The organism is Pradoshia sp. TA40_28 (genome assembly GCF_059694525.1).
On the sequence record NZ_JCATZO010000009.1, the window covers coordinates 122180 to 136403 of the forward strand.

Sequence of the window (14224 nt, forward strand, 5' to 3'; positions counted from 1 at the left end):
ATCTTAGATTAATAGGGGATTTGTAAATTAGAGAAAAGCACAAGTACATAATGTACTTGTGCTTAATCGTTTTATTGTGGAGCGTTTATATCTAGTAAACCTTCCGCTCTTTCAATCGTTTTATTGCCATAGTCATCTTCTGCGGTTACTTGAACGGCTGCCCCATTTGCTTTGATATTTTTAGTGGCAGTATAGTAGCCGACATAGTGTCCTTCCGATGTCTCACGCATTGGAAGCTCAAGAGCGTTAGAGACGCGAAGGTTTGTGACTGGAGCAAGGATTGAGAAAGTAGCATCTAATCCAGGTTCACTGTCGAATTCCACCTTGACAGAATCGCCGCTTTCCAATACTTTGTCCTCAGCAGGGAGTAGGTTGGAAAGTTCAGGTGCCGTATAATTGGCATCGATTTTAATTATCTTCTTAATGCTGTTGCCTGCTTTGTCCTTAGCTTGAACAGTAATCTCATTGATACCTTCGTCAAGAAGGATACGTTTGCTGTATTTTCCATTGTTTACAGTTGCAGTTTGACCATTTACTTTTACCCAATCCAGATTGGCATCAGCAATAGTTCCTGTAACTGTGACGGTTTCTTTATTTGTTTTAGAACCATCTGTCGGTGAAGTAATGGTCAGTTCAGGTTTATCCTGATCAAGTGTAATCGTAACTGGTTCAGATGGATCTGTTGAACCGACATCTGTTTTTGCTTTCGCAGTCAGTGTATTTACACCATTATTCAATTCAACAGCAACAGAGAAGTCGCCGCTTGCATTCGTTTCTGTAGTAGCTGTTTTTTCACCATCGTTGAATAAATCAATCGTTGTTTCAGGAGAAGATTTACCCTCAACTGTTACAGATTTTTTATTCGTAAATGCACCATCTTTAGGAGAAGTGATGGTTGGTACTTGTAATTCATAGTTGACAGTCGCACGAATCATATAGTTCCCTTCAGCTTCCGGAGTTTGGGACCATGCTCCGCTTACACTTTGCCAACTGCGTTTAGCATTTGGACCGTCTTCATCGGTTGCCAAGCCAGGTGCATTTGGATTTGCCTTTGTTTGTGTATAGACAATGAAGAAGTCACCTTCTACCATGACGCCGTGTTCGGCAAGGTCAACATGTGTCCAAGTGCCATCACGCAAAGCCGTTTCGGTGAAAGGACCTGCCAATTTAGTGCCAGGACCGCCATTTGCACCACTGGCGTCATAAACGGATACTTGGAATTCTGTACCACCTGGAAGTGGCCATTCCGTATCCCAGAAGCGAAGGAGTGCACCAGTTACTAGAGCTTGATCTTCACCTTCTTTTAAGGACATTTTAACAGCCCAGCTGTTTCCTGCTGCATTCCAGGCTCTTGCATTTTCAGCTGTACCGTCATCATATTTAATCTCACCGGCGTAGCCGATGAATGGGCGTAACTCTATATCTTTAACTACCGCTTCACCTTCTTGAATTGTAATTGTTGTTTCGGAGCTGTGGTAAGATGGTGCAACAAATTTAAGTGTGTAGGTACCTTCATATGCAGTAATTGAATATTCTCCATCTTCATTCGTTGTCACGGGAGCGACTGCAGCATCTTCCACGAGATAAACTGTGGCGCCAGAAACCGGATTGCCTGTAACTTTATTGGTAATCGTACCGCTGACTGTCCCTTTAGGGATTTCTTGTAATGTAAAGTTTGCAGTAGCGATTCCCTCATCTACAACACTTACTCTTTGAGTTTGGGACTGGAATCCATATGTTTCTGCTTGAACAGTGTAATCACCTGTTGCGTGTGTTAATTCATAGGAACCATCCTGTGGGTTGGTGTAAACAGAACGGCCAGTTTCAAGAACGGTTACTTCTGCTTGAATTGGTAAAAGCAGTGGTGCCGGTTTCTCATTGCTAGGTTTTTCATTTTTTGAACTATCTTTTTCAGATATTGGTTTGATTTTTGCTGCGTCTACTTTTTCTTTTGCTGCTTTTTTGTCGTCTTTAGGGTCTTTAGCTTTTGTATCTTTGATTTTAGTATCAGTAGCTTTTGTATCTTTCTTCACACCATGTTTAGCTTTTGACGAAGGTTGGATAGGAGTTGCCGATAATTTGATATCATCCAAATACCATCCAGCTTTCTGGACAGACCCATCAGTTGTAACATTGAAGGAAATATAGATACGTTGTCCTGCATATTCACTTAAATCAACTTCGCCATCAATCCACCCACCGGATGTCTGATTGAAACGAGCTGCCTGTGTCCAGTTGGTACCATCGGTAGAAATAAATACATGCCCAAAATCATAGTTTCTTTCTAAATCAAACCAATGTTTGAATTGTAAGTAGCTGGCTCCTTCAGGAAGATCAATTGGCGGCATTTCTAAGCTCATGTTTGAGCTGTTTGCATAGTTTCCTGTCAGATTTGTTGCATATACTTTTTCCCCTGAGAATGCAGCGCCAGGGCCTGTTGTTGGTACTCCCCATTCCCATGAATGATTTGTACCGTAAGATGTCCATCCGATTGGGTTTTGTTCAAAATCTGTTTCGTAGCCACCTGTAATACCCGGAAGTAATTCTACTGGACAAACAGCTGATTCTTTTGAATTACCACCAAAGTCATAAGCGATAAATTGATATTCTGTTGAATCACCGGTTAAATCAGCACCAGGGATGGTTGCTTCGTATTCGCCAGATTTATAATCTCCGCTTACACGTTCTGCAGCAACTTCAGTCCAGCTGCCATCTGCTTTTTTATATTTCAAAACGACAGATGTTACGGATACATCGTCCGTAGCGGTTGCGCTAAGAGGAAGGTCCATTTCTTTATATGAAGTAGTCACAGGTTCTGTTTCAATTTCAGGTGCTTGAGTGTCATCACCTTCCTTGGAGACAGTTCCTTTGATTTTTCCTAAACCACTTACAACTGAAGAGACAGCATCAAAAGCATTTACTAAACCGTGACCATATCCATAGTTAGGTGACTCTGGATAAGCGCTGTCAGTTAATGGTGTTACTGTTAAGTCCATAATCTCTTCCATTTGATCAACAGTTAAGCTTGAATCAGCTTGTCTAAGCAGGGCAACTACTGCGGACACATGAGGCCCGGCCATTGATGTGCCATTCATGGAAGCATAAGCGTTTCCCGGTACAGCTGAGCGAATATTTACACCTGGTGCTGCTATATTTGGTTTCATGACTCCGTCATATGGAGAAGGTCCCCTTGAAGAAAAGCTTGCCAAAGCATTATTGATATCTGTTGCGGCAGTTGCGTAAGATTCAGGATAATTGGATGGAGCTGATACACTTCCTGCTCCCGGTCCGCTATTACCTGCAGAAAATTCAGGAAAGATATCTGCATTTTTCCATGCCTGAACCATCGGACGGAACCATTCATTTAATCCTGCTGCGCCACCCCATGAGTTATTTACGACATCTGGTGCGTATTCAGGATGTGGAGTACCATTCGCGTCCTTTGGAGCTAAAACGTACTCACCGGCTTCTAGTAAATCAGCTTGACTCCCACTGCCAGCTGCATCCAGTGCTTTAACAGCAATGAATTTAGCACCAGGAGCGACACCAATCTGGTTAGCACCGTTTGGTTCCGACCCTACCATTGTTCCAATAGTATGGGTACCATGACCGTTATCGTCAAATGCTGCTGAGCCGTTTGTAGAAGTAGCATCAAACCAGCTGAATTCATGGTTCGGGTTGTCCGGATTAGCCGGGTCGTATCCACGGTATTTTGTCTTTAGGGTAGGATGATCCCATTGCACACCAGTGTCTATGCTGGCAACGACTGTTCCAGCTCCATCGATTCCCATCGCCCATGTTTGAGGGGCGCTGATTTTTTCGATATTCCATTCAATTGAGGAGACTTCTGCCTTTGTCTCTGTTTTGGACGGTTTCTCCTTAATATTGGACTCGATTAATGGCTTTTCAGCTTTGGATTGTTTGACGGGTTCTATAAGGTGAACAGTTTCATTCGGTGAAATTTTTTCTACTTCAGGAAATGCAGCGACTTGTTCCATGACTTCTTTTGTAGCTGTTACAGCCATCCCATTAACGATGTAGAAGGATTGAATATCTTCAGCATTACCGGCTTTTTCTTGTTTCTCTAAATAGTTTTTTAGCTCATGCTGAGTTTCTTCAGCAGTTGCGCGAAGATTTGTAACGATGGAAGATCGTTTAGTCAAGGTCGTCTTGGCTGATGAAAGCTTTTGTTTTTTCGCAGTGGCAGTAGCTTCTTTTGCTACCTTGGCTGTGTCGACCTGCTCTTTAAGTTTTATTAAGAAGGTAACTTTTTCTTCTTTCTTAAACTCATTTTGAAGATCTTTGGAGATTTTGTTACTGCTATTTTGTATAATTGTACCTTTTGCAGAACTATGAATCGATTTTGAAGAAGCAGCAGAAGATGTTGATGAAGAATTAAAGCCTGAAGTAAACAACAATGATGGTATGAGAATAGATGTAAGTATGAGTGATGATACTTTTTTTCTCTTTGTTTTCAACATGTTTCCCTCCCTATTCTATTTTTACAAACTGCCAAGATACAATAATATGTACACCTCCTTGTTAAGTACTATCGAATTATAGGAATCATGCTGGTATTTCTACCATAACTAATGGACCTGTTAAAATCCTGTCACTATATGTCACAAGAATCCCGAGGAAAGTAAAAATGAATCATTAGATACAACCTTTATCTGACTACAGGTGTCATTCTAATCAGTACCTGTAGTCAGAGAGACTATTTATTTTGATTTCATATGGAAATAGTCGTATATAAAAAGGGGTAGGAGAGACTTTAGTACACTACTATAATAAAAATAAGTAATCAGACTTACTGAGCTAGTTAGCTAGAAACTATTCTTTGGCTATATATAGAGAGAATGGGGAATAGGGGAGGGGATTTTATACATATACCTATAAATATGGTGATTTTTAGCCCCCTTTTATCCTAGTGGGGATTCAGCTGGAGAATAATTTCGTGTTTCATAATAACGATTAACGATGCCTGTACTTCTGGAATATGTCGAAATAAGGTACGTAAAATAGAAAATGCTAAAGGAAAATGACATACTTGGGCTAACAGGATGTTGATCACAAAGACGTTGCCACAGGACGTGGCGTATTTAGTCTTCGTTCGTTAATAAAGTCGTTTCAGCTTTTTATGCAAATCCAGCTTCAGGGCCTAGGAGCTCGGGACATAAGCTCTTTATTAATCCAGCTTCGACTCCTAGGCCCTCGAGTCATAAGCAAATACTCTACGGGAGAAGGACGCCCTGCGAGTATTTGTCTTATGCTTGTCGGGCCTGACCAGTCGTCTCAGCTTTTTTTTGAATTGCTTGAAAAATGTTTGGAATATGATGATAATTGAAATACATAGGTATATTGGTTACGTGGAGAGTAAAGAATTTTGAGTTTTATATACGTTTATATAAGGGAGAAATCATGATGTTAACAGTGACACCCAAATTACCTGGAGAAAATAATAAACATTATTCGTACAGAATTATTAAGAATGGGATTATGTCTCTTGAATTAAAACCGGGACAAGCAATCAGCGAAATTGAATTGGCTAATGAACTACGGATTTCACGAACGCCGATTCGAGAGGTAATCGGGAAATTAAAAGAGGAACATTTGGTTGAGGTATGGCCACAGGTTGGTTCATATATATCCAAAATTGATTATAAATTGGTTAAAGAGGCAGCTTTTATGCGTTCTGTTCTAGAAAGAGAAGTTCTTAAGTTAGCCTGCGAATCTATTTCACAAGAGACATTATTAGAACTAAAGAAGGTTATCAGTTTACAGGAAAATTGCATAGGAAAAAAAGGTGTGGAAAGAACCTTTCATGAACTAGATCAAGAATTCCACGCCCTATTTTATAAAGATCAAGAAAAAGAACATATATGGGACGCGATTAACCGCCTTAGCACACATTATAATCGGATTCGGCTGTTATCTGAAATCAAATATGATTATACAGATATCATCGAACAACATAAGAATATTATTAACATTATTGAAAACAAAGAAGTGGACCAAATAGATGAGGCTATTAGCCAACATATATTAGGACCTGAGAAATACTGGAATAGTTTGTTGGAGTCAGATAGCCAATATGCTGAATACTTTGTTGGTTAAATATCGGATTACAATGGTAGGAACAATCAAAAAATATGAAGAGCCCTTTTTCTATCTTTGAATTAGGGTTTTTTGTATTGATAAGATATTCAAAAATAAACTAAAATGACCTATATAATTTCTCTTAACTATTGATAAAATTTACCTTTATATTAGTTTTTAAATCACCTTGCATTTTTAGAGGACAATTACTATAATCACTTGTATTGTAGGGGGCGCTTTAGCGAAAGTTAGCATTAAAAAGTCACAAATGAAACAAAAAGTCTGAATAATCCTGACGATTATGTTAAACTAAATACTGTTATATTAAAAATGTTTAGAATTATCTGATAATTATAGTGTCCAACGAGATTGAACGGGAGGTTTTTTTATGGATAATAGAAAGAATAAGTCTACAACTCTAGCGATTGGCTTCATGCTCTTTGCTTTGTTTTTTGGAGCTGGCAACCTAATATTCCCGGTGTTAATGGGACAAATGTCTGGTGCCAATGTATTGGAATCTACAATAGGTTTCATCGTAACTGGAGTAGGACTACCGCTTTTAGGTGTATTGGCAATTGGGTATTCAGGTGAAAGCGATCTGTATTCAATGGCTAAACGCGTACATCCAATGTTTGCAATCGTATTTACTACGGTACTTTACCTTGCTATTGGTCCTTTATTCGCAATCCCGAGGACAGGAACGGTTTCTTATGAAATTGGTGTTAAGCCATTAATTGGTGACATGAATAGCAACGTGGCAATGGTGATTTTCACTATTATCTTTTTTGCGGTTACTTGTTTCTTTGCATTAAAACCAGGAAAAATTATCGATGTTGTTGGTAAAATCTTGACACCTATTTTATTATTTCTTATAGCACTATTAATCTTTGCAGCTTTGTTTAATCCAATGGGAAGTTTAACAACTCCTGCTGAACAATACACAGAACACGCATTCTTTAAAGGTTTCCAGGAAGGTTACCTGACAATGGATACATTAGCGTCTTTCGTGTTTGGAATTATCATTATCAATGCCGTACGTTCTACAGGAATTCATGGTAAAAAAGAAATGATGAGTAGTGTTATGAAGTCCGCGTTTATTGCAGCGGGTTTACTTGCAGCTATCTATGGGGGACTGGCATATCTAGGTGCTACAGCTGCAGAAGAGATTGGGGTATTTGATAACGGAGGTGCTATATTAGCGGCAGCATCTCATCATTATTTTGGTTCTTATGGAAGCTTGATCTTGGGACTTGCTGTTATTGCAGCTTGTTTAACGACTAGTATTGGCCTTGTAACAGCTTGCGCGGCATACTTTAATACATTAGCTCCAAGACTTTCCTATAAAACATATGCAATTGTTTTATCTGTATTCAGTGCATTAGTTGCCAATGTGGGACTAGCCAACTTAGTGGCTATTTCAGTACCTGTATTGACAGCTATTTACCCTCTAGCCATAGTTCTGATTTTCCTTACATTCATGCATAATACATTTAAAGGATTGTCTGAAGTCTATATTTGTAGTTTGGGATTAACCTTTATCGTAAGTTTATTTGATGGGATAAATGCAGCAGGTTTAAAGATTGAAGGAATCAATAGCCTATTTACTTATTTACCACTTTCTTCAGTTGGATTAGGCTGGATTGCTCCGGCTATTATGGGAGCTATTATTGGTTACGCAATTGGAATGTTGAGACAAACCACACCCGTTATGAATGAGGTTGCAGATATACAGAAAGACTGATTTTAAAGGCGTGTAGAAGACACAGCCTGCTTATAAATTTAAATAATAGAATAAAGAATAACCCCGGTTCTATAGGAGAACCGGGGTTATTCTTTATTCTATAGGTTTAGCAAGTTTGTCGTATTCTATAGTCATATCATGATTTGGAGATATTGGACCCTTTGTAATATAGTCTTCTGTTGGTTTTACATAATCGTCATAAAAGACGGCGAGTGATGTCATGTAGTAAGGGGAAACGTAAATGGATATACCAATCATAGCAATGATTCCAATAATAATGCTGGCAGATCCTGCGAAAATTAGAGTAGCATCTGCATCATATCCAAGTGCCATAGATATACTTCCAATTATGATCAATAAGAATGGAATGATAAACCATGTGATAAACGATAAGCTTAATAAGAACAAATCTTTTTTCTTCCCATTCATTATCTTGCGGCTTTCTGTAATAGCTTGAAGAGCAGTCAGTTCAGGACGATCCCGTAATATAAATAAGGTCATCGAATAGGCAAGTCCTTTAATAATTCCAGGTATAATAAGTAAAAGAGACCAAAGGGTAATGAATAGTGACATTAAAATGTAGGTTAGAGTATTTCTAGAATAATTTACTGTAAACCCTTGGAACAAAACCTTGACTGAGGGATTTTGTTTTCGTTTTAAATCTAAGTGAAACCACATGTATCCAATCGCCAAAGGACCAGATATAAATAACGTGGCAAGAAGGAAAATAATCTCCTGAGGAATAATTCCTATTATATAAACTAAAATATAGTTAATAAAAAATACACCGATTGCAATTCCCCATTTGCCATTCAGTGCTTGTTTTGCGGTTTCTTTAATAGAACGTATTTTCATAGCACATCTCCTTTTTTTGATATATTTACTAATATATAGTATGAATTACTTAAAAATTAGAGTCAATTCCATTAATTTAAAAAATAAAACTTTCAATCATTTGTTAAATAGTTGTAATTTTCAGATTTAATTGTATAATTGGAAGCGATTAACAGGTCGATGTGTGAAGGTAGTAAGAACTTTTTCCTATTCTAGTAAGGTAGTTGATTTCTAGAGATCCTTAATGAGCTTTTTTAAGGGAATATTTAAATGAGCAAGAAATGGTCTGGAGTTAAGGACCCCTTTGGAAGAATAAAAATGATGTTGAAAAAGAGGGGGTATAAAATTTCCTGAGACTGCATGCATATGGATTGGTCTTACCAATTTGGAAGAAGAAACTTTGTGTGAGATTCAGGATTGATCTGAATTACCAACCTATGAGGCCAATCGGAACGGTGGTACATTCGTAAGAAATATTATGTAAGCGTATTCATTAAAGCGTGTATTGGAAAAGCTGACTCCTAATAAGGGTAGCATAAAGGATTAGATTGCAAACTCAAGAATTGAAGTTGAGCAGGCGAAGTTATTATATGATGAACATAATTGGAAGTAAAATACAAAAGTGATGATTAAGGTGGTTGCTCAACAGGGCATTGAAATTATCGACAGAGTTATATAGGGATTTGGTACTGTTGGCAATTCAGAGGATCTTTCCTGGCAGATTGGCCTGATGGAAGTGCATCGTGCTCAGCTGGCTAAGCTCGAAATCAAAAAATAGTACGAGGAGGAGCAAGCTAATCATGAATGTTTTACGAATGTTTGATTTATCTGGTAAAACAGCGATTATTACGGGAGGCGGACGCGGTCTTGGAGCTCAAATAGCACTGGGATTAGCTGAAGCAGGGGCTAATATTGTCCTGTGTTCACGTAAGGTTGAGGCTTGCCAAAGGGTGGCAGATAGCCTGGAAAAAGAATATGGCGTGCAAACCTTGGCTCTAAAATGCGACATCGGAAATGCGGTAGATATTCAGAACGTCGTCAAAGAAACGCTAAATAAATTTGTGTGTATCGATATTCTGGTCAATAATAGCGGGGCTTCATGGGGAGCACCTTCACTGGATATGCCGCTTGAAGCTTGGAATAAGGTTATCAATATTAATTTGACAGGTACTTTTCTCATGTCCCAGGCGGTAGGGAAAGTAATGGTGGAACAGAAGCGGGGGAAAATTATCAATATAGCTTCGGTAGCAGGCCTCGGCGGAACTCATGCTGACATGATGGATACGGTTGGATACAATGCCAGTAAAGGCGCAGTCATAACTTTAACAAAGGATTTGGCAGTGAAGTGGGGGAAACACAATATTCATGTGAATGCAATAGCACCAGGCTTTTTCCCTACCAAGATGTCTCAGGTTTTACTTGAACATGGAAGAGATGCACTTGAATATTTAACTCCTCTAGGAAGGCTTGGGAATGATCAAGATTTGAAGGGGGTTGTTCTATTCTTGGCATCTGACGCATCTAACTATATAACAGGCGAAGTATTGGTAGTTGATGGCGGAAAACACGCCATGGTTTAAATAAAAGATGAAGGAGATTTGATCATGGAAAAAAAAACTTGGCTCGCGCAATATCCAGAAGACATTGCATCTGAGATTGAAATTCCAAACAAATCATTGCCAGACATTCTTCATGAAACAACAATTCATTTCCCCACTAACAACGCCCTTTCTTTTTTGGGAAGGAAAATGACCTATCAGGAACTTTCAGGAACTTCAAGCCGTTTCGCCGCAGCTCTTCAGACGAATGGCGTTAAAAAAGGTGATAGGGTAGCGATCATGCTGCCGAACTGTCCTCAGTATGTAATTGCCTTTTATGGTGCATTAACAATGGGAGGGATTGTTACTCAAATTAACCCAATGTTAGTAGCCAGGGAATTGGAACATATATTGAAAGATTCCGGCACTGAAACGATCGTTGTAATGGATGCATTCTATCAAACTGTTAAATCTGTTCAACCTTCTACGAATCTAAAAAATATTATTGTAGTCAGTTTGCAGCCATCCGGGGCAGACTTCGGAGTCGATCGTACATTTGAGCAATTTATTTCAGATACACTAACTCCTGCAGAGCCAGTAGATATTGACCCAAGCCATGATATTGCTGTATTGCAATATACAGGCGGAACGACGGGACGTTCGAAAGGTGCTATGCTCACGCATCGTAATTTAGTGGCGAATATTTATCAAACAAAGGAATTTTTTAAACACATTGTAGAGCGAGGGAAAGAGCGGTATTTGACTGTCATCCCATTATTCCACGTATTCGGCATGACAGCTTGTATGAATGGGTGTATCTTAATGGCCAGTGAAAATATACTGCTTCCGCGTTTCAATCTTGAAGAGGTTCTTCAAACGATTAAACAAGAGAAGCCAACAATTTTCCCAGGCGTACCAACCATGTACGTGGCAATCAATGCTCATCCAAAAGCACAGGAATATGGAATTGACAGCATTGAAGTTTGCAATAGTGGTAGTGCCCCGATGCCGGTGGAATTAATGAGAGAATATGAGACAAAAACGGGTGCCAAGATTTTGGAAGGATACGGACTTTCAGAAGCAGCGCCGGTAACGCATTGCAATCCTTCTTTTGGTATTCGTAAACCGGGAACAGTTGGTATTGCCTATCCATCCACTGATTGTAAAATTGTGGATATAGCTACAGGGACAGAAGAAGTTCCAAATGGCCAATTGGGAGAATTAATTGTTAAAGGTCCACAGATTATGAAGGGGTACTGGAATATGCCTGAAGAAACGGCTGTTGCTCTCCGCGATGGATGGCTATTTACAGGGGATATTGCCAAAATGGATGAAGATGGATATCTTTCAATTGTTGACCGTAAAAAGGATTTAATCATTGCAAGCGGATATAATATTTATCCCCGTAATGTTGAAGAAGTCCTATATGAGCATCCTTCCGTACAAGAAGCAGTTGTAATTGGAGTACCGGATGAATATCGGGGTGAAACAGTTAAAGCCATTATTGTTTTAAAAGCGAATAAGTCAGCTACAGAGAAAGAAATGATTGAATACTGTAAACAGAATATGGCTGCCTACCGGGTGCCAACGATTGTGGAATTCCGTGATGAATTACCTAAAACCAATGTCGGAAAAATTCTTCGCAGGGCATTAAGAGAAGAAATCCAAACAAAGTAGGGAGCCTACCATACACACGAGGTCTTGAAGATGAAACAAAAGTATTCCTTTTTTAATTTACCGGTAAATAAGCGAAAGGGTGTATGTATCATGAGAGCCATTCAATTTACGGAGTACGGAGGGCCTGAGGTTTTAAAAATGGTTGAATTGGATAAACCGATACCTGGTCCGCATGAAGTGTTAATCCAGATACATGTAATTGGTGTGAACTACGCCGATACAGCCAGGCGAGAAGGGCAATATGTCGTACCAACCAAGCTTCCTTTTGTGCCTGGAGCAGAAGTTGCTGGAGTTGTGGTTGAAGTCGGTGAAGAGGTAACGAATGTAAATATTGGAGCGAGAGTCGTCACGCTAATTGAATCTGGGGGATATGCTGAGTATGTTGTGGCAGATGCACGATCCGTAATCCTCCTGAAAGAAGAACAGGATTTGAAAGAAGCTGTCTCCCTCCCACTGCAAGGGTTGAGTGCCTACCATATTTTAAAAACAATGGGCCGTCTGCAAAAAGGCGAATCTGTATTAGTTCACGCGGCTGCTGGAGGCGTAGGAACTATTGCTGTCCAATTGGCTAAACTAATGGGCGCTGGCAAGGTAATTGCTACAGCCAGCACGGAGGAAAAGTTAGAGCTTGCACGGTCTCTTGGAGCTGATGTATGTATCAATTATACTAATGAGGGTTGGGATAAAGAAGTATTGGAAGCGACAGGTGGCCGTGGGGTTAATGTAGCACTGGAAATGGCTGGGGGCACTGTTTTTAAGGATACACTTAAATGTTTAGCTACCTTTGGGAGATTGGTTATCTACGGAGTGGCAAGTGGAGAACAAGCCATTATGTATCCATCATCGTTAATGGCTCGAAATCAATCCGTGATTGGATTCTTCCTTCCGCAAATAATGAGGAAGCCAGAACTATTACTGCCAAGTATGCATGAGTTATTTTCACTTTTGGAAAATGGAGATTTAAAGGTAATTATTGGTGAGGTGCATCCTATAGAGGAAGCGGCAAAAGTTCATGAGTTACTGCAAGCACGAAAGACTACTGGTAAAGTGTTGTTGGAAGTTCATCGATAATAGGAAGAATATACGGAGTGCGCAAGCTTACAAAAGCTTGCTTTTTTTTAATTCAGAGATGTATCCATTATTATTGGGAATATCAGGTGAGTTATCTCCGTGTAGATTTTGAAAGAGTCTATATTCATAGAGGAGTATGATAATTTGTATAAAGTGCCATTGTTTTTATAGGTTTATATTTTATAAACTATTATAGTGAAATAAAATATAAGGACTGAAAAATAGTGGAGTGGAAAAATATATATCGTGGTATGTTAATGGGTATCAGTGATTTAATTCCCGGTGTGAGCGGAGGGACCATAGCGTTTATATTAGGAATATATGATCGTTTATTATTATCAATCAGTGGGTTCTTCAGCCGTGACTGGAGAAGGCATCTAGGATTTTTGTTACCATTAGCAATTGGAATCGGCTTTACCTTGTTACTGTTTAGCCGGGTGATTGATTATTTGCTAGAACATCATTATGAACCGACACAATTCTTCTTTGTCGGGTTAATAATAGGTGTACTGCCATTTATCATAAGACAGGCAGAGGTGAAAAAACACTTTACTGGGAAGCATATTGGGGTTGTCGTTTTGGTCGCAATTATGATGGCAGCGCTAGGATTTTTAAAGCCGAATGAATCCATTGAGATATCTGAAGTAACACTATTATCTGCTATTGGATTATTCTTTTCTGGCTGGCTTGCAAGTATGGCCATGCTGCTTCCGGGTATTAGTGGCTCGTTTATCTTGCTGCTGCTGGGCGTTTATTCAACGGTCATATCTGCACTATCAGATTTAAACTTTACAATTATTATCATTGTAGGGGCTGGAGCAGTGGTTGGTTTTGTTGTGAGCAGTAAAGCGATTAGCTTTTTACTAAGGGCCTATCCGCATATGACATTTGCCGTTATTATGGGTCTGATTATTGGATCGATCTTTGTTATCGTCCCCGGATTACCAACAGGACTAGGTACTATTCTGCTATGTTGTATAACTTTTGTGGCAGGTATTTTGGTAACTAAGCTCTTTACGAAATAATGAAATTGAATAGTGTGGAAAAAAGGATTGTCTCAGACAATCCTTTTTTTATTCGTAAGCTTTGTTAAATTTCACTGTTAACTTTTTTCTGATTGATAGTAGTGGATGGACTGGAGTTTCCTGTAGGATAAGAAAGGCCAGGGGAAGTTAACTAAGCCAATTCGTAAAATGAAATTCATATTTTATAACAATTATGTTGGATTGATAGGAAAATACCGGTTATGGGTAGAATATTAAGT

General features: G+C 39.2%; 8 protein-coding genes. 6 read left to right on the forward strand and 2 right to left on the reverse strand.

What is annotated here, in order from left to right; genetic code table 11:
- Positions 1-71: 71 nt before the first annotated feature.
- Complete coding sequence (locus tag AC58NB_RS13265) at positions 72-4481, reverse strand: S8 family serine peptidase (protein WP_497427318.1); 4410 nt, start codon at positions 4479-4481, stop codon at positions 72-74.
- A 943-nt stretch (positions 4482-5424) separates the two neighbouring features.
- On the opposite strand from AC58NB_RS13265, the gene AC58NB_RS13270 reads away from it, so the two are divergent.
- Together AC58NB_RS13270 and brnQ are read left to right on the forward strand one after the other, a co-directional pair.
- The gene (locus AC58NB_RS13270) at positions 5425-6117 is read left to right on the forward strand and encodes a GntR family transcriptional regulator (RefSeq protein ID WP_497427319.1); all 693 of its coding nucleotides are present in this window, start codon (positions 5425-5427) and stop codon (positions 6115-6117) included.
- Between the two features lie 370 nt (positions 6118-6487).
- Positions 6488-7840, forward strand: coding sequence for a branched-chain amino acid transport system II carrier protein (brnQ, locus tag AC58NB_RS13275; RefSeq protein ID WP_497427320.1), 1353 nt, complete (start codon positions 6488-6490; stop codon positions 7838-7840).
- A 93-nt stretch (positions 7841-7933) separates the two neighbouring features.
- Here the strand turns inward: brnQ and AC58NB_RS13280 are convergent, their stop codons facing one another.
- A complete protein-coding gene (locus AC58NB_RS13280; protein WP_497427321.1) occupies positions 7934-8695 on the reverse strand; it encodes a DUF975 family protein in 762 nt (253 codons plus the stop codon).
- 779 nt (positions 8696-9474) lie between these two features.
- On the opposite strand from AC58NB_RS13280, the gene AC58NB_RS13285 reads away from it, so the two are divergent.
- The 4 genes from AC58NB_RS13285 (at position 9475) to AC58NB_RS13300 (ending at position 13985) form a co-directional block, all read left to right on the forward strand.
- On the forward strand, positions 9475-10254 hold the full coding sequence (locus tag AC58NB_RS13285; protein ID WP_497427322.1) for an SDR family oxidoreductase: 780 nt from the start codon (positions 9475-9477) through the stop codon (positions 10252-10254).
- A gap of 24 nt (positions 10255-10278) precedes the next feature.
- Entirely contained in the window at positions 10279-11889 is a 1611-nt protein-coding gene (locus AC58NB_RS13290; protein WP_497427323.1) for a long-chain-fatty-acid--CoA ligase, read from the forward strand.
- Positions 11890-11979: 90 nt separating this feature from the next.
- Positions 11980-12960 (forward strand): quinone oxidoreductase family protein, encoded by a 981-nt coding sequence (locus AC58NB_RS13295; protein WP_497427347.1) that lies wholly within the window; start codon positions 11980-11982, stop codon positions 12958-12960.
- Positions 12961-13184: 224 nt separating this feature from the next.
- Positions 13185-13985: a DUF368 domain-containing protein gene (locus AC58NB_RS13300; RefSeq protein ID WP_497427324.1), complete on the forward strand. Its 801-nt coding sequence runs from the start codon at positions 13185-13187 to the stop codon at positions 13983-13985.
- The last annotated feature ends 239 nt before the right edge of the window (positions 13986-14224 follow it).

Coding starts and splice junctions, on each gene's coding strand:
- AC58NB_RS13265 (WP_497427318.1), bottom strand. CDS start 4,481: ATGTTGAAAACAAAGAGAAAAAAAGTATCATCACTCATACTTACATCT.
- AC58NB_RS13270 (WP_497427319.1), top strand. CDS start 5,425: ATGTTAACAGTGACACCCAAATTACCTGGAGAAAATAATAAACATTAT.
- brnQ (WP_497427320.1), top strand. CDS start 6,488: ATGGATAATAGAAAGAATAAGTCTACAACTCTAGCGATTGGCTTCATG.
- AC58NB_RS13280 (WP_497427321.1), bottom strand. CDS start 8,695: ATGAAAATACGTTCTATTAAAGAAACCGCAAAACAAGCACTGAATGGC.
- AC58NB_RS13285 (WP_497427322.1), top strand. CDS start 9,475: ATGAATGTTTTACGAATGTTTGATTTATCTGGTAAAACAGCGATTATT.
- AC58NB_RS13290 (WP_497427323.1), top strand. CDS start 10,279: ATGGAAAAAAAAACTTGGCTCGCGCAATATCCAGAAGACATTGCATCT.
- AC58NB_RS13295 (WP_497427347.1), top strand. CDS start 11,980: ATGAGAGCCATTCAATTTACGGAGTACGGAGGGCCTGAGGTTTTAAAA.